Origin of the sequence: Bacillus sp. FSL W8-0519 (assembly GCF_038005585.1) — a bacterium.
GTDB lineage: Bacteria > Bacillota > Bacilli > Bacillales > Bacillaceae_G > Bacillus_A > Bacillus_A paranthracis.
In genome coordinates, this window is sequence record NZ_JBBOTL010000001.1 from 4799786 (window position 1) to 4820628 (window position 20843).

At 36.6% G+C, this 20843-nt stretch carries 27 protein-coding genes; 11 read left to right on the top strand and 16 right to left on the bottom strand.

All coding sequences use genetic code 11. The annotated features are described in order from the left end of the window. Window positions 1-26: 26 nt before the first annotated feature. The 4 genes from NST14_RS25305 to NST14_RS25320 form a co-directional block, all read right to left on the bottom strand. Window positions 27-695 (bottom strand): hypothetical protein, encoded by a 669-nt coding sequence (locus tag NST14_RS25305; protein ID WP_229143408.1) that lies wholly within the window; start codon window positions 693-695, stop codon window positions 27-29. Window positions 696-808: 113 nt separating this feature from the next. Then, entirely contained in the window at window positions 809-1486 is a 678-nt protein-coding gene (locus tag NST14_RS25310; RefSeq protein ID WP_074533255.1) for a CPBP family intramembrane glutamic endopeptidase, read from the bottom strand. A 98-nt stretch (window positions 1487-1584) separates the two neighbouring features. After that, window positions 1585-2379 (bottom strand): nucleotidyltransferase domain-containing protein, encoded by a 795-nt coding sequence (locus tag NST14_RS25315; protein ID WP_142242828.1) that lies wholly within the window; start codon window positions 2377-2379, stop codon window positions 1585-1587. Between the two features lie 52 nt (window positions 2380-2431). Further along, window positions 2432-2740 carry a DUF1462 family protein gene (locus NST14_RS25320; protein ID WP_000248594.1) on the bottom strand — a complete coding sequence of 103 codons (309 nt, stop codon included), beginning with the start codon at window positions 2738-2740 and terminating at the stop codon, window positions 2432-2434. A 206-nt stretch (window positions 2741-2946) separates the two neighbouring features. On the opposite strand from NST14_RS25320, the gene NST14_RS25325 reads away from it, so the two are divergent. Continuing rightward, on the top strand, window positions 2947-3183 hold the full coding sequence (locus NST14_RS25325) for a NifU family protein (RefSeq protein ID WP_000431159.1): 237 nt from the start codon (window positions 2947-2949) through the stop codon (window positions 3181-3183). Window positions 3184-3378: 195 nt separating this feature from the next. Continuing rightward, the gene (locus NST14_RS25330) at window positions 3379-3594 is read left to right on the top strand and encodes a hypothetical protein (protein WP_001125501.1); all 216 of its coding nucleotides are present in this window, start codon (window positions 3379-3381) and stop codon (window positions 3592-3594) included. Window positions 3595-3655: 61 nt separating this feature from the next. On the opposite strand, the gene yutH is transcribed toward NST14_RS25330, so the two are convergent. Beyond that, the gene (yutH, locus tag NST14_RS25335) at window positions 3656-4657 is read right to left on the bottom strand and encodes a spore coat putative kinase YutH (protein WP_000581271.1); all 1002 of its coding nucleotides are present in this window, start codon (window positions 4655-4657) and stop codon (window positions 3656-3658) included. Window positions 4658-4777: 120 nt separating this feature from the next. Here yutH and NST14_RS25340 point away from each other — a divergent pair, with 120 nt between their 5' ends. Then, window positions 4778-5269 (top strand): phosphatidylglycerophosphatase A family protein, encoded by a 492-nt coding sequence (locus NST14_RS25340; RefSeq protein ID WP_000665103.1) that lies wholly within the window; start codon window positions 4778-4780, stop codon window positions 5267-5269. Window positions 5270-5292: 23 nt separating this feature from the next. On the opposite strand, the gene NST14_RS25345 is transcribed toward NST14_RS25340, so the two are convergent. The 3 genes from NST14_RS25345 to NST14_RS25355 form a co-directional block, all read right to left on the bottom strand. Further along, window positions 5293-5772, bottom strand: coding sequence for a GNAT family N-acetyltransferase (locus NST14_RS25345; protein ID WP_000351171.1), 480 nt, complete (start codon window positions 5770-5772; stop codon window positions 5293-5295). A 502-nt stretch (window positions 5773-6274) separates the two neighbouring features. Next, window positions 6275-8848: an FtsX-like permease family protein gene (locus NST14_RS25350; protein WP_130777049.1), complete on the bottom strand. Its 2574-nt coding sequence runs from the start codon at window positions 8846-8848 to the stop codon at window positions 6275-6277. Further along, complete coding sequence (locus NST14_RS25355) at window positions 8832-9620, bottom strand: ABC transporter ATP-binding protein (RefSeq protein ID WP_229143409.1); 789 nt, start codon at window positions 9618-9620, stop codon at window positions 8832-8834. The genes NST14_RS25350 and NST14_RS25355 overlap by 17 nt, the downstream gene beginning before the upstream one ends. Window positions 9621-9821: 201 nt before the next feature. Here NST14_RS25355 and NST14_RS25360 point away from each other — a divergent pair, with 201 nt between their 5' ends. Continuing rightward, complete coding sequence (locus NST14_RS25360; RefSeq protein WP_000683415.1) at window positions 9822-10403, top strand: NAD(P)H-dependent oxidoreductase; 582 nt, start codon at window positions 9822-9824, stop codon at window positions 10401-10403. A 33-nt stretch (window positions 10404-10436) separates the two neighbouring features. On the opposite strand, the gene NST14_RS25365 is transcribed toward NST14_RS25360, so the two are convergent. The 4 genes from NST14_RS25365 to NST14_RS25380 all read right to left on the bottom strand — a co-directional run bounded on the left by NST14_RS25365 (window position 10437) and on the right by NST14_RS25380 (window position 13101). After that, window positions 10437-10967: a hypothetical protein gene (locus tag NST14_RS25365; RefSeq protein ID WP_000289902.1), complete on the bottom strand. Its 531-nt coding sequence runs from the start codon at window positions 10965-10967 to the stop codon at window positions 10437-10439. A gap of 115 nt (window positions 10968-11082) precedes the next feature. Then, window positions 11083-11847 carry a TIGR01457 family HAD-type hydrolase gene (locus NST14_RS25370; protein WP_000276467.1) on the bottom strand — a complete coding sequence of 255 codons (765 nt, stop codon included), beginning with the start codon at window positions 11845-11847 and terminating at the stop codon, window positions 11083-11085. Between the two features lie 109 nt (window positions 11848-11956). Next, window positions 11957-12589 carry a helix-turn-helix transcriptional regulator gene (locus NST14_RS25375; RefSeq protein WP_000503356.1) on the bottom strand — a complete coding sequence of 211 codons (633 nt, stop codon included), beginning with the start codon at window positions 12587-12589 and terminating at the stop codon, window positions 11957-11959. Between the two features lie 71 nt (window positions 12590-12660). Then, window positions 12661-13101: a DUF86 domain-containing protein gene (locus NST14_RS25380; RefSeq protein WP_000274013.1), complete on the bottom strand. Its 441-nt coding sequence runs from the start codon at window positions 13099-13101 to the stop codon at window positions 12661-12663. Window positions 13102-13248: 147 nt separating this feature from the next. Here NST14_RS25380 and glpX point away from each other — a divergent pair, with 147 nt between their 5' ends. The 3 genes from glpX (at window position 13249) to NST14_RS25395 (ending at window position 15371) form a co-directional block, all read left to right on the top strand. After that, window positions 13249-14220 carry a class II fructose-bisphosphatase gene (gene glpX, locus NST14_RS25385; protein WP_000439091.1) on the top strand — a complete coding sequence of 324 codons (972 nt, stop codon included), beginning with the start codon at window positions 13249-13251 and terminating at the stop codon, window positions 14218-14220. Window positions 14221-14237: 17 nt separating this feature from the next. Next, on the top strand, window positions 14238-14504 hold the full coding sequence (locus NST14_RS25390) for a DUF3055 domain-containing protein (protein WP_000392606.1): 267 nt from the start codon (window positions 14238-14240) through the stop codon (window positions 14502-14504). 369 nt (window positions 14505-14873) lie between these two features. Beyond that, window positions 14874-15371 (top strand): hypothetical protein, encoded by a 498-nt coding sequence (locus tag NST14_RS25395; protein ID WP_001174564.1) that lies wholly within the window; start codon window positions 14874-14876, stop codon window positions 15369-15371. A gap of 45 nt (window positions 15372-15416) precedes the next feature. Here NST14_RS25395 and NST14_RS25400 read toward each other — a convergent pair whose 3' ends face one another. Then, window positions 15417-15719, bottom strand: coding sequence for a YutD family protein (locus NST14_RS25400; RefSeq protein ID WP_000435941.1), 303 nt, complete (start codon window positions 15717-15719; stop codon window positions 15417-15419). Window positions 15720-15837: 118 nt separating this feature from the next. Here NST14_RS25400 and NST14_RS25405 point away from each other — a divergent pair, with 118 nt between their 5' ends. Beyond that, window positions 15838-16416, top strand: a complete 579-nt coding sequence (locus NST14_RS25405) for a YhcN/YlaJ family sporulation lipoprotein (protein ID WP_000744032.1) — start codon at window positions 15838-15840, stop codon at window positions 16414-16416. Window positions 16417-16453: 37 nt separating this feature from the next. Here NST14_RS25405 and NST14_RS25410 read toward each other — a convergent pair whose 3' ends face one another. Beyond that, complete coding sequence (locus NST14_RS25410) at window positions 16454-17185, bottom strand: MerR family transcriptional regulator (protein ID WP_001241003.1); 732 nt, start codon at window positions 17183-17185, stop codon at window positions 16454-16456. An 85-nt stretch (window positions 17186-17270) separates the two neighbouring features. Between NST14_RS25410 and NST14_RS25415 the strand changes: the two genes are divergently transcribed. After that, window positions 17271-18086 carry a YhfC family intramembrane metalloprotease gene (locus NST14_RS25415; RefSeq protein ID WP_229143411.1) on the top strand — a complete coding sequence of 272 codons (816 nt, stop codon included), beginning with the start codon at window positions 17271-17273 and terminating at the stop codon, window positions 18084-18086. A 22-nt stretch (window positions 18087-18108) separates the two neighbouring features. On the opposite strand, the gene NST14_RS25420 is transcribed toward NST14_RS25415, so the two are convergent. Continuing rightward, on the bottom strand, window positions 18109-18582 hold the full coding sequence (locus NST14_RS25420; RefSeq protein ID WP_000264801.1) for a hypothetical protein: 474 nt from the start codon (window positions 18580-18582) through the stop codon (window positions 18109-18111). Window positions 18583-18685: 103 nt separating this feature from the next. Between NST14_RS25420 and NST14_RS25425 the strand changes: the two genes are divergently transcribed. Beyond that, window positions 18686-19240, top strand: coding sequence for a histidine phosphatase family protein (locus tag NST14_RS25425; RefSeq protein ID WP_000721036.1), 555 nt, complete (start codon window positions 18686-18688; stop codon window positions 19238-19240). 74 nt (window positions 19241-19314) lie between these two features. Continuing rightward, window positions 19315-19794, top strand: coding sequence for a YbaK/EbsC family protein (locus tag NST14_RS25430; RefSeq protein ID WP_000272742.1), 480 nt, complete (start codon window positions 19315-19317; stop codon window positions 19792-19794). Between the two features lie 20 nt (window positions 19795-19814). Here the strand turns inward: NST14_RS25430 and lipA are convergent, their stop codons facing one another. After that, the gene (gene lipA, locus NST14_RS25435) at window positions 19815-20711 is read right to left on the bottom strand and encodes a lipoyl synthase (protein ID WP_000166370.1); all 897 of its coding nucleotides are present in this window, start codon (window positions 20709-20711) and stop codon (window positions 19815-19817) included. Window positions 20712-20843 lie beyond the last annotated feature (132 nt).

The window sequence follows — 20843 nt, forward strand, 5'->3', positions numbered from 1 at the left end:
CTTTATCACACTTTTATATCCTTCTCCTACAACTCCCAAGTAATATTCATCTCTTTAAAAGATACTTTACTAACTTCTAACCCTTCACTATCATCCGTTCCAATCATTGCTACCTCATCTTTAGACAATATAATTTCCTCATTTTCACTTTGGATTTTTCTCTCATACACGATTTGTAAAAGCTCTATTTGTTCCCCTGTTAGCTCATACTCTTCTTCCAATCTTTCCATCGCTGATTCCTTATCAAGTAATGGCGTTTCTAATAAGAATCCGCCGTGCTCTTCCATCTCTTCAAATGAATCAATTGAATACGCACCGCTATCCTCAATCCAAAATGCAGTTGTAATAAAAGGAACTGTTTCACCTTCTACTTCTTCTAATACGTATTGAAGAGCTTCTTCTTTCGCAATATCTATCACTTCCGAAGGTGCTCCTTCAAAATAATTTGCCGCATCAATCCACTCATCAATTCTCTCACTATTCACATCTTGAAGACATACGATCGTATAATCCGGATGAAACGTAATTGTCCCTCTTCCGCCTTGACTATCTTGCATACTATAGTTACATCCATCCCATGAACTTTCATGTAAAAAGTCCGGAGCATGCGCTACATTAATAGCATGAACAATCGAATTTAAAACGCACCCTTTCCATAACTGTTCTCTATCTATATGTAATTTATATTTACTCATCGTCTTCCTCCACACACATATTTTTTCTATTATCTTTCCTCTACATAATACTTGTAAAGCCTTTCCCACCTACTACATAATACGAAAGACGCCCTTTCAAAAAGGCGTCTTTTTTACAGTTGAAAATTTACTAATAAATAAAATGAATTGTTTAATACATGAATTCCAATTGGAACGAGTAAATTGTTTGTTTTCTTATAGGTGTAGGCTAAACTTATCCCTATACCAAAAATATATAAAATACTCCCTACTGTAAGGGGATGCCCTAAAGTAAATATGAAAGCACTTATAACGGCACTACTAAGTGTAGAGAAGCGCTGAGATAATTTCATAAAAAACATACCTCGGAATACAAGCTCTTCCCAAATCGGCGCAAAAATCGTGAGTACAACTACATATAAAAGGATTTCACTTTTAGTAGGCTCGATTACTATATTAGATTCCTCCACACGAAGCCCATGTGGTAAAACTAAATTTAATACCGCAAGATATATAAGCAGTACGATCATCGTCATTATTATTGTTACATAATGTTTTGAGTTATTGAATTGTATTGATTTTAGTAAATGCACACAGTAATTTCTTGCCGGTGCATACATTACAATAATCATACAAAACGTGAAGGGTGAAATGAGATGATTTACATACCACGGATATAATGAGAATTCATATAAAAAGTTCAAATAACCAATTCCGTACATTACCCCAAAAATAATTACGATCATACCGATTACTTCTAGCATACTCATTTGTACATTCTTTTCTTCATATGTAACTAATTCCGTGTCCACTATATCCCCTCCAGTATAATTAAACCTTTTAAACCATTATATACCAAATTAAACGTAAAAAAAGACAATACACTCAACTGTATTGTCCATTTTCTTCCCTACCATTTCTCTCTACACGTCTCAATTAAGTGCAGCAAATACCTCTTCGTCATATCTGCCCTTCTCCACCTTGAGAGCATTCTCTTTTCTTTTGGATTTTGCCGTATTCTCGCTACTTCTTTTAATAAAAGCTCCCACTCTTCCGCTGAATGTTCTAATAAGTATTGCAATCCTCTATCTTTTGAAACGATTGTTTTATAATTTAGTGTATATAAAATGCGCCCCATCGTAACGACCGCTGATTCTACCCATTCTTCTATAAAGAATAAATATGGCTGCTTCGCCTTCCCACTCCAGTACTGTTCTACGTTGTATTTCATCGTATTTACTACATCATCCCACCTTATTTGGAACGAAAGGTCTTCTGCTTCTTTCCCGTTCACTGTAATACCTTGATTTTTCAATGTCCACCATGTGACTGCATTAATATCCCAATGTCCTATATTCGCCTTACCATCTGCACAATACACGTACTCATTCATTTCATCATTGTATTTTCCTAAATCAGCAAGCGGAATATACATACCATCCATTCTTTTCCCTAACGTACTACCACTAAGTTTCTTATGAAGCTCTACAAGTTGCTGTTTTTCAGCTTCATTCACGGGATCACTTATTACCGTGACAAAATCAACATCGCTCGTTTCTGCATGAAATGCACCGAGTGCGATCGATCCGTAAATATACACCCCGACTATTTTTTCATCTAAAAAAATTTCTTTCAGTCCTACTCTGTACTGCTCCATCAACTGCTCTACTTCTTTCGGTAACGCATGCTTTACTACATTCTCCACATCTATCCCTCCAATAAAAAAAGCCTTTGCAAATTCGCAAAGGCTTCCTGCTTTATAAATATTTCTCGATTTCTTCGTAAACATCCTTCAAACGAGGATTTCCTTCTCCAACAATTTCTCCATTTACAAGAACGACCGGATAAAATAAATCTTCCTCTACTACGCGCTCCGCGAATGCTTTTTTCTCTTCATCTTCTTGTTCTTCTTGAAAATCAATATACTCGAAATTAAATTTATTTTCTTGTCCTTCATATTTACGACCAATCGCCGCTTGTAGCCACTCAAACGTTTCTGTTGAAGATGGCATTCCAACGCAGCTCGCACAAATTACTTTCGTCCCATACACTTGCACATTAACCATTTCTTCTCCCCCACTTCTTGTTCTGACAGTATATTCAGATACCTTATTACATAAGCACATCATTTTACAAACTTATTCCATACCCCTATACTGAAAAAACACGTTGTAAACATGATAAAAAATTTCGGCAATAAAACAAGAACAGAAAAAATAGATTTTCCCCTCTATCTTGATTATAATAAAACTGATGAAAGGAGTCGATAAAAATGGAAAACCCACATATGCAAGAACAAGTACTAGAAGTATTAGATAAATTACGTCCATTCTTACTTCGCGATGGCGGAGACGTTGAATTAGTAGACATTGAAGAAGGTATCGTAAAATTACGCCTTATGGGTGCATGCGGAAGCTGCCCAAGTTCTACAATCACACTAAAAGCTGGTATCGAACGCGCATTACTTGAAGAAGTACCAGGCGTTATCGAAGTAGAACAAGTATTTTAATCTAAAAGCGGAAGCGGCTCGTTCAAAGCCACTTGCTAAAAGGAGACCAAATTTGGTCTCCTTTTTTTATACAAATCACATTTATCCGTTAACATCATAAAACAAAATTGGAAATCCTTCTCAAAAAATGCGATAATTGATACTATATAGTGAATCGTTCACACATATAAAGTAAAAAACATAGGGGGACGACACATGCCAAAAATGGGGAACACGTTTTTAACAATGCAAGAACTAGAAAAGAAAAAAGAGTATTTATTAGACCTTTCATCCGTTATACCGACATGGAATGCGAGCTATCAATTTTTATTTAAAGAAATCCAGCAAGAATTATTGAGTAAAGTAAATGAAAAAATCGAACAACATCAATTCATTTTAAATATATGTGCAGATCAACAGGTAGGGGCATAATGTATTACATACAATTGTGGTATATAAAAAAGAGACCTCAATCGGTCTCTTTTTTATATTTTTAAGACAGCCAATCTAATTTTCTAATCCCAAGCTTATCAACTGGTAAACGGAGTGAGCCATAAAAATGCTTCATAAATTGCTCAGAGCGGTTCACATCGTGTAAAATGGCTTCTAAACGATCTCTATACATGCTTTTTTGTTCTTCGTTTCCTGTTTGGTAATATCGTTCGACTGTTTCAAAATAGTGAAGCGGGAACAGGAGCCTTGCAAATAATAGGCGCCACCCAAATGAGGATAGCGAATAATTCCGTTCATAATCTGTAACAAATTGAACGATTGTTTTCTCCCAGTCTTTCTTTTTTTCAATCATCATATAACGGATTAATTCTGCTATATCTCGAGTTGGGTGATCATACACCCAATCAAAAGGGAGTTTGAGACGCTTCGTTTGATGCCATAATAAAGGTGTGAATCGTTCTTGGCAAATGGTTGCTGCATCCGTTAGTTGCGGTGTGTCATCCATTTCTGTATCAACAACATATTGAATGGCATTTTCCGCAACTCCTAAGTAATACGGGAAGGATTCAATAAACAATTGATCGAATACGTCTGTAGGGTGATTCATCACTTGTGATTGCCAAAACTTTTCTAATTGATCGAGCCTTTTTTCCCATAATGCTTTCCATTCACCAATGCGGCTTAGTTGCTCAATTTCTTCTGGAAAGAATGCACCTCGTTTATGGAATATAGAAAGCTCACTTCCTAATGACATAGCATGTCGTTCTAACGCGCGCATACCTTTTAATAAGCAGTAATTTTGTTCTTCTATCTCACTTACATAGTAGCCGTGTATAGTCGGAACGAAAGTCGCTACAGTTATATCCCCTTGCTGGTTCATATAATCACTGAGCTTTTTCATCTCTACAAGTACTTCTTCCTCCATTTCTCCAATTGGAACAAGTACATAAATTTTGTTGCGAATCCAAAAGCTTTTATAGGGGCCAAGGGGGATTAATTCTTTAACATGCATATGATAATGCTCATAAATATGATGAATCATCGCAGTCGCCACCTATGGTTTTTCTTTATATATATGAGCTTGTGCTCGCCTTTCATTCCTATGCACATGATAAAGCAACGAAACGTATACAAATACTAAAAAGAAAAAAAGGTGATAAACATGAAAGAATCAAATCAACTACAAGAAAGAGCATTGCAACTATTACAAGAACGCGGTGTAACAATTGATGATATTGCTGAACTTGTTCATTTTCTTCAAAAAAAATATCATCCAAATTTAGAGATGTCAGAATGCCGTTATAACGTTGAGCGTGTATTATCAAAACGTGAAGTACAAAACGCACTGATTACAGGTATCGAACTCGATGTTCTCGCTGAAAAAGGCATGTTAAGTGAGCCGTTACAAGATATCGTAAAACGTGATGAAGGCTTATACGGAATTGATGAAGTGATCGCACTTTCTATCGTTAATGTGTACGGCTCTATCGGTTTCACAAACTTTGGATATATCGATAAATTAAAACCTGGTATTTTAGAATACTTAAATGATAAATCAACTGGAAAGGTGCATACATTCCTTGATGATATCGTTGGCGGAATCGCTGCCGCTGCTTCAAGCCGTTTAGCGCACAGAGCTGAGCATTCGGAATAATAAAATATGAAAGACCGTCAGTGTCATACTGACGGTCTTTCATATTCCATGAGCATAAATTCTCTTCCGCGGCTCAAAAAAATGGGCCCTTGCTGAAAACCTATGTTTTTATATAGCGTAATCGCTCTTGTATTAAATGTTGCTACACTAAGTCGAAACGTTTTCGGCCTAAATTCTTTAACAGCAAATGCTATGCCAACTTGAAAAAACATTTTTCCCAGCCCTTTCCCTGTTAACGCCGGCTTCATGCCAAGTCCGATATCAATTACATCTTCTCCACCATATAAATGGGCATCTCGTCCCCCTGGCACTTGTGCATTTTCTCCAAAACAAAAATAGCCGATAAACTCCCCATTATCGTCACAGCAGCCATAATACGTCCCATCTAATAATTCTTCTATTACTTCTTCTTCGCCTGAAAAACTATACAAATGATAAGGTTCTTCATACGTCCACGTATTTATCTCATTTGCTTCTTCTACCGTTAACTTATGTATATCCATCCTTCTCTCCCCTTATCAAATATTCTCTATATACTCATTCATTTTTCGTGCCTCATTTCCCTCTAATTGAAATATGCACAATTGCATACGCATGCCCACGGAACAAATGGTACAATTCATTTGAATCGCTGTTGCTACACTTCTTGATCAAAGAAAAGGCGTTAAAACGGATATTAGCGCCTTATCAAACTCAAGCAATTGGCACATTTTGTCATCTTGAAAGACACTCGAAAGAGTGTCTTTTTTTCTATACCTTACAAGGACTTACTCATTTCAAAGCATAAGCACATAAAATAATGTAACTCTTTACATGCATGAATTCTTTTCTAAAAGTTATGCAGTAGACTCAAAATAAAAAAGCACTCTTGGCTAGAGTGCTTTTTACTTTCAAATCAGGAGGTTACATATATGGATAGTACTCTCGTATTTAACTTCGGCATTGGTATTATCATTATTTTATTTGTTTTCTTTGTTCTTTGTATGAGTGGTGTGTAACAGTCTTTTATGCTGATAACTCTTTTAAAGTATCACTTAATTTGAACTTTCTTAATTGTAATGATGCAATCAATGCTGCCCCCGCTCCAAGCATCACGCTAGCTAAAGCCAGTATGACAACTTGATTATACGGAATAATAATAACCGTTAACTCTAAGCTTGATAACACGATATAACTAAACAAAATCCCACCAAAAATGCCAATGCAACCAGCTATCGCTCCAAGTAAAGTTCCCTCTAATAAAACGATCCTTCTCATTTGCTTTGGGATAGCTCCTACCGCACGAATCATACTAATTTCAGCACGTCTTTCATGTAAACTTGCGACTATCGCATTCATTAATCCTATACCAGAAATAATGAAAACAATTACAACTAACAAGCGAATTAACATCATCATTTGTGATAATAACTGCTCTTGTTCTTTCAATAAATCATGACTATTTATAACTTCTATATTCTCTTTATTCTTTGTAATTTCTTTTACTTGCTTCTTAATTGCTTCAAATGACTGATTAGAATTTGTCATAATTTGAATCGCTTCATATCCTTGTACGTGAAACTTATCGCGAGCCCATTGTTCATTTACAAAAACATCTAACCCTCTTAACCTTAATCCTTGCTCAATAATCGAAACGACTTTAATCGTTTGTTTTTCTTTTCCCTTTCCTTGTACTTCAAACGTATCTTGCAACTGAAGCCCTAAATTTTTAGCCACTTCCTTCGTAATGACTCCCTCACCATCTTGTAACGGCTTACTTAAACTTTGCCCTGAAATCACTTTCGCCTTTGTTACTTTCTGATACGCTACAATATCATTACCTACAACTTCCATTGAATCAGAGTTCAAATTGTTTTTTTTCCTAAATTCATACCATTCTTGATTCGCTTTTTTAAAGTCATAATTCACAAGCTTTGCTGTAAAGTCAGTAGCATTCCCAACACTCGCCTCTACACCATCAATTTTTTTAACCTTCTCCATCCAACTAAACGGTAATGTTTCTATTCCTTGCGACTCTACTGGAATTCTTACTACTAAGTCCGCTGGTAAATGTTTTTGTAATCCTTTTTTCATACCTTCATACATAGAGTTTACATACATCGTTCCAACAAGTGCTAACATAAAACCAAATGCTAGTATAGCAACCGACACAGCTGCCTTATTTCGATAACGAATGACATTCCGACTACTAATCGTCGTTTCAATTCTTAATATCATTTGAAATGGTTTTGCAATAACAGGTGCTATCATCTGAATAAATAACGGAATCGCAAATAACAAACCGACCGCAAATAAAAGCGCTCCTATCGCACTTGGATTAAAACCGATATACTCCTCTAATACGCTACCTGCTAGTCCAATAACAGTACCAATGATTAAAATGCTAAGGCTAAAAGCACTCCATCTTTTTTCTTTTCTCTCATTACTAGGAAGACCTGGGCGGAGTGCTTGAACTGGTGGAATCTTTCTAACCATAAAAGCTGGTATAATAGCCCCTAGGATAGACATAACAATCCCTAGTAAAAAAGTAATGAGTAAAATCTCACTTGAAATCGAGAATGATGCTTTCCCTGCTTCCTCAATATTCACCCATTTGTTAATGAATGATGCTGCAATTGTTTGCGTACCTGCTCCAAGAATAACTCCTGCTAGTGATCCGATTGCCCCAATACATAAAGCCTCTAATAAAACGACTAATATAATTTGATTTGGATTACTACCAAGTGCACGTAATAATGCCCATTGCTTAAATCGACTTCTGACAGATAAGAAGAAACTTCCCATTATTAAAAGGGCTACTACAAATAAGGCAATACCACCTAAACTAAAAATTAAAGGCTTCATTACATTTAGTCGTTCAAATGCCTTATCGACATAAGTACGTTGATCCACCTTTATATTTTCTATCTTCTTATTTACCTCAAGAGCAATCTTCCTTTTCACATTTACATCGGCTGTTTTCACTTGAACGAGATTGAACTGATTTGGTAGATTTAATTCTTTTTGAAGCCAATCGATTGGAAAATAAGCACTATGTCCCATTGCTGCCATTAACGGCGGATTTAAAATGCCGACGACTTTCACATTCTTTTCTCCATGCTGCGGAAATGGCAACTGAATCGTATCTCCTATCCGTATATTTTCACGTTCTGTATACCCTTTTGTCAGCGCTACTTCGGCCCCTTCTTTCGGATATCGACCTTCTAATATTTTATAAGAATGCATTTCTGGAGAATCTTGCTCAACACCCCAATAGGACGGCTTTCCTGATAGCTCTTTATAATTTGGAAAAGGATACGGTATAAGTACTTTTGATATTTTTTCAGCATTTTCTAAGCCATCTATTCCTTTTAAACTTTCATTATTTAAATACATATCGTTTTTTATATAGCCAAATTGTAAATTATAATCTCCATATCGGCTTACTACTTGTTCCTTCACACTCTTCTCTACTGATTGATTTCCTAGCAATAACATCGTCGCTAACATAACACCTAAAGCTGCACCGAGAGCAATCAACATATTTCGTAGCCAATTTTGTTTCATCGATTTTACCGCATATTTAATTACCCATCGCATCACCTTTACCTCCTACTTTAAAGTGGCGATTCATAATCTCTTGAATATGAGTAACTTGTTGCGGGATATTTCGAAATTTCCATCCTTTACTTTCAGCGTGTTCATGAATCACTTCACCATCTAATAAGAAAACAACTTTATCAGCATGAGCCGCTACGAACGGGTCGTGCGTTACAATTACAGCTGTTTGCCCTAACTCATCACACGCATTGCGAAGTGCCGCAATGATATTTTTGCTATTTTCCGAATCTAATGCCCCTGTTGGCTCATCCGCTAATATAATTGCCGGTTCATTTGCAAAAGCTCTTGCTATCGCAACCCTTTGCTGTTGCCCACCTGATAACTGTGCTGGTAAATGCTTTTCTTTTCCTTTTAACCCAACAAGCTCTAATAAACGAGTTGCTGTCACCGTTGCATTCTTTTGCGATACATTATCTAACAGTAACGGCAACCCCACATTCTCCTCTGCACTAAACACCGGAATCAAATTAAACTGCTGAAAAATAAAACCGATTTTATGCCGTCTAAATAAAGCGAGCTCTTTTTCTTTTAATGTTGAAATCTCTGTACCGTCAACTCGAATACTACCTACCGATGGAATATCTAATCCACCTAACAACTGAAGTAAGGTCGTTTTACCCGAACCACTTGCTCCCATAATACAAACGAAATCTCCTTTTTGAATTTGAAGATTAATGCCTTTTAATATTTTGACTTTACTATCCCCAATATCAAATGATTTTTCTAACCTTTCAATTTCAATAATATTCATCCCCATATCCCCTTCTCTCTCTATTTACCAATCTATATATTCTATTCAGAAATGCAAAATCCCTACTATTTTGTATTTTTTTGTCACATACTAACATTTGTTTATCACAGCAAAAAAATTGACTCTTACAAGAAAAGTAACCACAATAGTTACATGAATACATAAAAACTATTCACATATCCACAAATAGGAGGAATAACAATGAAACATGTAATCGTTTATGCACACCCGAATACAGAAAGCTTCAACCATGCGATTTTAGAAACGGTAAAAAGTGAATTAGCAGAAAAAGGTCATGAAGTTCGCGTTCGTGATCTATACGAATTAAACTTCAATCCAGTATTAGGCGCTTCCGATTTCATCTCATTTTCTCAAGGAAACACACCAGCAGATATTAAAGAAGAGCAAGAGCATATCTCTTGGGCTGATACCATTACATTCATTTACCCAGTTTGGTGGGCGGGACTTCCTGCTATTTTAAAAGGATACGTTGACCGTGTATTTAGTCACGGCTTCGCTTATGCTTACGGTGAAAATGGCATCGAGAAGTTATTAAGCGGTAAAAAAGGATTATTATTATCTACAATGGGAAATACGAAAGAGGCATACCTAGCCGGCGGTATGTTTGACGCAATGAAGAAAACAGCGGATGTTGGTATTTTTGAATTTACAGGCATTGAAACAATTGAGCATACATTCTATACGAGTGTTCCTTCTGTGGATGACAGTGTGCGTAAACAATATCTTGAAGAGGTTAAAGATGTTGTGAATCGTGCATTTTAATAAAAAAACTCCGGTTTTAACAACCGGAGTTTTTCATTTCATCATTAATTTCGGAATATATCTTTGAAGAATGCTTTCTAATTCATTCATATCTCCCTGTCTAATAAGTAAATTCACATTGTCATTCATTTTTTCTCGCCCGCGATATAAAAATATATTCTCTTTTGGATTTTCCCATGTTGATGTTTTATAGCCCTGCAATTCTTCGTATGAATAAAAGTTTAATCCGTCTACTACACCTTTTTCATATATTTGTACACTTTTAATAAGATGGATGGCTATTAAAGTCATAAAACAACTTGCTACAGTATAACTCCCCGACTGAACAAGAAACTGTTCAACTGTATGAATATCTCCACTTACATACTGAGCATATATATACATACATTGTCCAATGAAATACGTTGGTCCAAGTAATGCAATCCAACGTCTCTTCACTCTTGGATATGTTGCAATAAGTTTTCCCGCACTTTTCTTCATTTCATTTATTTTATATATCTTCCATAGAACAAAAAATAAAACACATAATGTAAAAACAAACATAATACATGACATCCAGTACACTCTGATTTCCTCCCCACAATATCATTACATATAAATTTTACATTTTATATAACAATAGCACATATGCAATTATGCATAAAAAAACAGGTAACCTATTCCGGTTACCTGCATTTCATTACATCTTCTCAATCCACTCCGTCAAGTTATGCACAACTTGCGTCGGTTGAACTTCGTATTCTGTTAACTTCTCCACAGTTGTGACTCCAGTGTGGACAAGAAGCGTATGCATACCAGCATTGATTCCTGCTAAAATGTCTGTATCGTAGTTATCCCCAACCATTAAGGCTTCATTCTTTTCTATGCCAAGCACTTTTAAAGCTTGTTCCATAATGATTGATTCTGGTTTTCCGATAAAGATTGGATCCACACCTGTTGATACTGCTACAACTGATGTTAATGAACCGTTACCTGGTAATAATCCGCGCTCAGTCGGAATGGCAATGTCTCCATTTGTAGAAATAAACGTTGCGCCGTTACGCACAGCAAGACAAGCTTTTGCTAACTTTTCATATGTGATGTCACGATCTAAACCGACAACAACGAAATCAGGATTTTCATCCACAAGTTCAAATCCTTTTTCCACAAGCGCATCATGTAAGCCTTCTTCACCAATCATATATACAGTTGCGTCTTGTTTACGTTCGTAAATGAAGTTTGCTGTTGCCATACTCGTTGTGAATACTTGCTCTGCTTTCGCTGGAATATCGAAACGAACAAGTTTTTCTGCCACTTGTTCTGGTTTACGAGTTGAGTTATTCGTAACGAATAAATATGGAATGCCGCGCTCTCCTAATGCTTTTACGAAGTCGCTCGCTTCTTCAATTTGTTCTTCTCCGCGATACATTGTACCGTCTAAGTCAATTAAGTAACCTTTATACATCGATTCTGTCTCTCCTTCTATGCTAACGTTCTCACCTTATCATACCACTCTTATATTACCCGCTTTTTACAAAGAAAAAAACGCTTTACCTTAAAGCGCCCCATAACGTTCATTTTTTCTCTTTTATTTGGTAAGAACAACTACAATCGCCCTCGCACATGTTTGCTAGCGTTTTTACATCTGCGTTCGCAAATAAACGATTATACATCTCTTTTTCATCTTCACACACTTGCGGGAATCTCTCAGCGATTTCCTTTAACGGACAGTTTTGTTTTTCAATTACGAAAGAGTTCTCTCCGTCTCTCTTAATTTGAACCATATAACCATTTTTCTCTTGCATAGCTGCTATCTCTTGCACTTTATATGCTAAATTCTTTTGATTACTCACGCGCTTTTGTAACTGTTCTTCCATTCGCTTCGTTCTCTCTTTTAAAACGTAACGAAGTATTTTTTCATCGCCCATTCGCGCTAAATCTTCTAGCATATCAATCGCAAATTGCTTATACTCTTTCGGGAATGTATCTTCTCCCTTTTCGCTTAATCCATACAAATAAGTTGGTCTTCCGACATGTTGCCTTACCATCTTGGAATAGATGAAACCATCTTTCTCAAGATTACTTAAATGTCTTCGAATCGCCATTTCTGTAATCTCTAAAACTTCAGCTAGTTCCGCTACGGTGTGCTCTCCCTTTACTTTCAACAACTGCACAATTTCATCTTTCGTCGTACGTGCTTCCCCCATGCTTCACCCTTCTCCCTCACATACAATATAAGACCCCCAAAAGGCATTCTCTGGGGATCTTATAAGCATAATTATTCTGGTACAAATGCAGATACAGGTCCTAATTCCTTTTCTAAATAATTGCGAATATTTGCTGGGTATTTCCCTACCACCGCAATATGTTTTTGAATCGTCTTATATAATTCATCATGATTCATTTGAATATAATCTTGCGTAAGCATTTTTCGAAGAAGAATCACTTCTTTCATTCCTTGTCCTTCTTCTGCACTTATCACTCGCTCGTCCATTAAAATATCGATAATATCTTCATAACTTCCTGGATCGCGCATAATAAATCCATCAATCATCGCATTACCTACATCTAATACAGAATCAATCATTAGATGCGCTATGCGTTCTAATGCGTAAAATTCAAACTCGGTTTCATATATCTTTTTCTCTTGAAATGTACTTGTTGCTCGTTCTAAACATACTAGCATTTGTTCTATTTTCTTTCTGTCTACAAAATACATGAATGTCACCTACCTGGAAATTAAAGCATTTACATTTTAATTGTAACGCTTTCTTCTGAAAAAATCGACAATTTTTCGAATTCACCTTTTCCCCGTAATTTGTTATAGTTATATTTGTATGATTTTTGAAATTGGAGGAATGGAATCTTGGAACGTGAACTCGCACTAGAAATTGTCCGTGTAACAGAAGCAGCAGCATTAGCATCCGCACAGTGGATGGGCCGCGGAAAGAAAAATGAAGCAGATGATGCAGCAACTACAGCAATGCGTGATATGTTCGATTCAGTAAACATGGCAGGTACAGTTGTAATTGGTGAAGGAGAACTTGATGAAGCACCGATGTTATATATTGGTGAAGAACTAGGAACAGGTAACGGTCCAGAAGTAGATATCGCCGTTGATCCATTAGAAGGTACAAACATCGTTGCAAAAGGTCTTGCAAATGCAATGGCAGTTATCGCAATCGCAGATAAAGGAAACCTTCTTCATGCTCCTGATATGTACATGGAAAAAATCGCGGTTGGTCCAAAAGCAGCTGGTAAAATTAGCTTAGATGATCCAATTGAAAAAACAATTGAAATTGTAGCGGAAGCTAACAATAAAAAGATTCGCGATCTAACAGTTATCGTTCAAGAACGTGAACGTCATCAAGATATTATCGATCGTGTTCGTGCAAAAGGTGCACGCGTAAAATTATTTGGTGACGGTGATGTTGGTGCGTCAATCGCAACAGCACTACCTGGAACTGGTATCGACTTATTCGTAGGTATTGGCGGAGCTCCAGAAGGCGTTATTTCTGCAGCAGCATTAAAATGCCTTGAAGGTGAAATGCAAGCTCGCTTAGTTCCAATGAACGAAGAAGAAGAAGCTCGTTGTCGTGAAATGGGATTAGAAGACCCTCGTCAACTTCTAATGCTAGAAGACTTAGTGTCTGGTGATGATGCAATCTTCTCAGCAACTGGTGTATCTGCTGGTGAGTTATTAGACGGCGTGAAATTCCTAGGCGGAGATTTAGCTGAAACATACTCTATCGTAATGCGTTACAAAACAAGAACGGTACGATTCATTAAAACGCATCACCATTTAGATCATAAGCCACACTTAAACTTAGATATTTAATAAAAGGAGCCATGTGTATGGAAGAACGTTTCTTTCTGTACGACGACACTGTCGCTACAAAAACTCGTTTCGTTAGCTTTATGGGAGAAAATGAGCGTCATGATTTAGCGCTACTATACTCCGATCGTCATTACGGTAAAACAATTGTCCTTGATATGCAGCGTAATAAATTTGCAATCATCGGCGCTGACGATTTAAACGAACCAGGCTACTTAGAGCATGCATTTTCTATGACTGAAGAAATTGCAGAAGAACTACGCTCATTTTTATTTGAACTTATATAATTTATCTTAGGCACCAGCTTTTTAGCTGGTGTTTTTTCACTTTAATTATTTTGAATTTTCAATTATCCGTGTTATAATGAAAAATAAATCTATTTGGATAGAAAGGACGTTATCTACGTATGCCAACATTTACTTTGTAATGGACCAGCAATTGGATAGCATTACTCTCAAAAAAGCACCGTGCTTTTTCAAGGGAGTAGTCTGCCCATTCCCATTACAAAGGAACGTATTGCATCTGTAGTATGATGTTTACGGAGGTTCCTAAGGGAACCTCCTTTTATTTTTGTCTTTTCCTCATGTCTTCATACTACAAGACATCCAAATAGCTGTATTACGTTCCTTTACCACTACTATAAGAGGTGAAGGAAAATGCAGAAAGTACAACTTTCTTGGAGCTTATATGAAAATGAACAAGGTACAATTGAAAAATATTGTAAAAATTGCAGACGCACTACCCTATTTACCGACACAAATATTCGTAGGCATAACGCCAACGGAAAAAATATATATCGTTTTGCTATTTATAAATGCCCGAAAGATCATACGTGGAATCAAAAACTTCGTATTTATAAATCATTTACTGATCATGTGGAAACAGTCGATATGCCTCAGCAAGATCAAACGGAAACAACTACTACCATTTCCATTACACAGCATAAAGAAAGTGGCATAGCCGAAATCACAATTGTATTAGACCTCGTTTTCGGTTCCCACCGGATGGATAAAGCTTTATCCACATATATTTCCGACTGGAGCCGTACACGCATTGTGGATAAAATTAAAAACGGGGATATTCAATTGAACGGACAACAAATGAAACCAAATACAATACTTTCTGAAGGCGATCGTATCTCGATTTGTTTATAAATGAGAATATACAAAAAATCCTCTTACAATTGTAAGAGGATTTTTTTATTTCTTCACTTTTCGTAATACGAAGTGTGCACAACCAAAGTTACAGTACTCGTATAAATACTCCGATAACGTACTAATTTTCGTATCATATGTCGCACGCTGGTTACTATCATCAAAGAATCCGCGCAATCTAAGTTGCTCATAACCCCAGTCCCCAACGATGTAATCATATTTATTTAAAATTTCTGCATAGCGCTCTTTAAATGCTTCTTCACTAAAACCGTCACGAAAGTTTTTAATTACTTCGTACTGCACATTATTAATGCTCACCGTAGCATGAATCTCCTGCTTTTGCTCCATCATTAACTTCCTCTCTAAGCATTCTTCTTTTTATCGTATCACAAAGCATACCAACCAACAATTTCAAATACAAAAAATTGAAAATTAGTGCATGCTATGGAGAAGGAGGTGATACATCGTGAAAAAACAAATTATACTTTCTCTCCTCACTCTTTCCTTATTTGCAGGCTGCCAACCAACGAATAAAGCCGAAATGGAACGTGAAGAAGGAAGTCGTGTTCTTGTTTCCAACAAAAACGACATGTATCATACGGAAAATACAAATACACGATTAACGAGAGTCGGCTATTCATCTAAACAAAAGCATGAAGTATCTAATAAACAAGTAGGAGCCATTAACCGTGAGAAAGTTGCTGAAATGATTACAAGCATGACAGTCAAACTTCCTGACGTTACAAACGCTGCTACGCTCGTTACAGACGATGAAGTATTTGTTGTATACCGTGCAAACACAACGGATCCGAAACTCGTAGCGGATCAAGTATATAGAGCTGCTTTGTCCATCGTCCCTCGCTATTATAAAGCATATGTATCAACAGACCAAAAGTTGATTTCTCAAATTCAAGGGCTTCAATCTGGCGCATTAAATGATACAGAATATACGCAAAGCCTCGATATGTTAAAACGTGAAATGAGTAAAAATCCTCATTTGAACAATACAGGGGATCAGACTTTAAATGATATGATAAAAAAATAAAGAAGGTGGAGAAAACCTCCATCTTCTTTATTTTTTACTATTTCTTACGATTTGCGTAAACCTCCATCGCATCACACATAAACTGCGCTAAACCTTCGCCAAACTTATCGATATTTTTCGTAAAGCGCTCATCAGCGACGTACATTTGACCGAGTCCTTTAAAAGCATCTAATGAATATTCACCGAAGTTTTGCAAGTAATCGTACCATACTCCAATTGCTTCTTGTGCCTCTTTAGAATCTGGTTCTCCGTGTCTAAGCGCCGCTAAGTTTCTGTAAATCGTATTAAACTCTTCTTGGTTTTCTTTAGACATACCTTTCGCATATTCATTCGCTTTATCTACAGCTCTGTCTCCCCATCTTTCACGCGCTTCTTCTTCGTACGGATTATGGCTGAAATCGAAGCCTTCAAATTTCTCTTTATTCGTCATTTCAATCTCTCCTTTTGTATGCTGAATTGTTTTATCAATCGTCGCAATCACTTTATCTAACCTAGCCCGCTTTTCAAGAAGCATTTTCTTATGAAGCTGCAATGCTTCTTCCCGGTCAAATGATGGACTCATGATAATTTCTTTAATTTTTTTCAAAGGGAAGCCTAATTCTTTAAAAAATAAAATTTGCTGCAGCGTCTCTAAATTTTCATTGGAATACAGACGATATCCAGACTCTGTCGTCTCATCTGGGGTTAACAACCCAATTTCATCGTAATGATGCAGTGTGCGCACACTAATTCCAACTAAATTAGCTACTTCTTTTACCTTCATTGCCATGTGTATCTCCCCCTTAATACATACGATAAAGTATGACGCAACGTTAGAGTCAATAAGTAAATTCATTTTCTTTATAAAATATTTCATGCATAATAGATATGTACATATATTAGAAAGCGGTGAAAATATGGTTTCAAATACTGTAATTGCCAGCATCATCTTTCAACTCATTGTCTCGATTCTGGTCCCAATTATTGTACTCGTTTATTTCCGTAAAAAATATAATATAAATTGGAAAGTGGTCGGCGTTGGTGTTCTTATCTTTATCGGATTTACCCAAATTCTCGAAACACCATTCCACCTATTTATGCGCGGTAATCCAGCAATCGCTCCAATTTTAGAAAATCCATTTGTTTTCGCACTTTATGGCGGACTAACTGCTGGTATATTTGAAGAATTAGGACGCTTCGTTGCCTTCTTCTTCCTACTAAAAAAATATCAAGAATATAAAGATGGCTTCGCTTACGGAATCGGTCACGGCGGAATTGAATCCATTTTAGTTGGCGGATTCTCTGCATTCCAAGCACTTATATTTGCGAATTCAATTAACGACGGTAGCTTCGCCCAGATGGTCGAAAAAATGCCAGAACTAAGCCGCCTACAAGACATGTTAATTCAGCAACCTGCCTACTTATACTTCCTTGGCAGCTTAGAAAGAATTATGGCACTCGTGCTGCAAATCGCCTTTACAATGCTTGTTTTATACGCAGTAAAACAGAAGAAGTATATCTTCCTTGTGTACGCTATACTATTCCACGCACTTGTAGACTTCTTCGCGGCACTTTACCAAACGAAAACAATTAACATCTTTGTTGCAGAAGGAATCACCCTTCTCTTTACAATTGGCGCTATCATTCTTATTCGTAAAATGAAAGAGAAATTAATGAGTGTGCCAAAGTAAAAATAACCCGCCTGTTGGTGGGTTATTTTTTATAAAGATTATCATAGCGATGATAACTTTTACCGCTTTGTAGCTCCTTCTTTGTTTCTGCATCTATAACGATGTACTTGTGTAACTCTTCTACTTCATTTTGAGAAAAGGAAGCGAAAAAATAAACTTGGCGATCAGGGTGAATAAAAGAATCTTGAAGCACTACTTCACCCCGACAACCCGCGGCTGTTTTTTGTAAAAAGGAATATTCTTCGTCGGGTACTTCTTTAAATAAAATCTTTTTTCGAACACTATACGCTGCATTATTGTATTCTTTATACATTTTCTTATCTAACTGTTCGTAAAACACATCTTCGCTCACAAATGGCTTATTTCGATTACTTGGATAATCTAACTTTTGATTGGATTGTGCATATGTTGTGGACAGTTGTGAGAGAAAACAAATCACAAATACAATACATAGCATTTTTTTCATCATTGCACCTCGATTTTCTATTATCCACATTACTTTTCCACATGATCAGATCATTATGTCCTTTCCAATAAAAAGGAATATTTTCCACATTTGTCGAAGTATATAGCGTCAACTTGAAAGATGGGGATGAATTATGAAGAAAATCATTGTCATACGACATTGTTCAGCAACTGGCCAAGAACGTGATGCCGAATTAACGACCGATGGAAAAAAACAAGCAAACACCCTTGCTACATTCCTTTTAGAAAACCAACTACAAATAGACCATATTATTTCAAGCCCATTTGTGCGAGCTATCGATTCTATTCGGCCCTATGCACTCCAAGCTAATTTGTCTATCCAAGAAGATGAACGATTAGCTGAACGCATATTAAGCGACGTTTCAATGGACGATTGGATGCAAAAACTAGAATCTACTTTTACAAATATAGATATTGCCTTTTCAGGCGGAGAGTCAACAAAACAAGCAACGGACCGTGCTATATCACTTATCGAAGACGTTTTAAAATTAAACCATACTACAATATTACTCGTTACACATGGAAACTTACTTACTCTCATTTTAAAGCACTTTGATCATACAATCGGCTTTCATGAATGGAGAACTTTAACGAATCCTGATATGTATGAAATTACAATTGATGAACAATGTAGCCTAAAACGATTATGGAAAGCACCGTCCAAGTAATATCTCTTTCCAACACATTCAGTTGACGCCACGAGAAGAAACTGTACCAATAATAGAAAGGGGTATCACTCCATATGTACGAAGATGTACTTGCTTTACTACATAAAACAAATGTTTCTTATGAAAAATTCGAACACGAACCGGTACTCGATTATGAGACAGATCGGATTGTACGCGAGAGGCTTGGCTTACAAGGTACTCCAAGTAAAAGCTTATTTTTAAAATCAAAGGCTGGAGATTATTACGTATTTTTCACGTTAGAGGGCACAAGGCTTAACCGCGGAGAGATGAAAGAACTAACAGGAGAACGATTATCTCTCTGTTCCGCTGATGAACTGCGAGACAAAACTGGTTGTACGCCAGGATGTGTAGCTCCTTTCGGGTATGCACACGATGTAACAATTATTGTGGATAACGCTATTTATACGTACGATAAAATTTTAATTACACCTGGTGTACCTGAATTTACAATTGAATTATCCACAGAAGAATTAAAAAAGATTTTATTAACATGCCCAAATACTGTTTTGGAGTACAAACAAAAAGAGAGCTAATCATTAGCTCCCTTTTTTCATTATTTTGCTTCTGCTGTGTTTTCTTTTGCAGAACGAACTTGCTCGTCCGCATGGTAAGAAGAACGCACAAGTGGGCCAGCTTCACAGTGGCTAAAGCCTTTGCTAAGTGCAATTTCTTTTAGCTCTGCAAATTCCGCTGGTGGGTAATATTTAAGAACTGGTAAATGCTTCTTAGATGGTTGTAGGTATTGTCCAAGAGTTAAAATATCCACATTGTTTGCACGTAAGTCATCCATTGCTTCAATTAAATCTTCTCTCGTTTCCCCTAAGCCCACCATAATGCTCGATTTAGTTGGAATATCAGGCTGCATTTCTTTTGCTCGACGTAAAAACTCTAATGAACGATCATATTTTGCTCTAGCGCGAACTCGGTCAGATAATCGACGTACTGTTTCAATGTTATGGTTTAAAATATCTGGTTTTGCATCCATTAACATTTTTAAGTTTTCTTCTACTCCACCCATATCAGATGGTAATACTTCGATTGACGTAAATGGATTTTTACGACGTACAGCGCGTACTGTTTCAGCAAAAACAGCTGCTCCACCATCTTTTAAATCATCACGTGCAACCGCTGTTATAACAACGTGCTTTAAGCCCATTTGTACTACAGAATCTGCTACGCGTTCTGGCTCTTGTAAATCAAGCTCAGTTGGTAATCCTGTTTTAACCGCACAAAAACGACAAGCACGTGTACAAACCGCACCTAAAATCATAAATGTTGCTGTTTTTCTTACAGCCCAGCATTCATGAATATTCGGACATTTTGCTTCCTCACAAACTGTATGAAGATTTTTAGAACGCATCATTTTCTTTAAGCCTGTATAGTTTTCATTCGTGTTTAACTTAATTTTCAACCATTCGGGCTTGCGCTTATATTCTGTTTGTTTTGTCATGGTTATCAACTCCGCACAATATGAAATAGTTTACCGTGTTCGCTTCTTTCAATGTAACATATCTATTCTAACGTATGAAAGCGATTTGCTCAAATGAAGATTCTAAGATTTTTTCCAATCGTTCCCTATAAT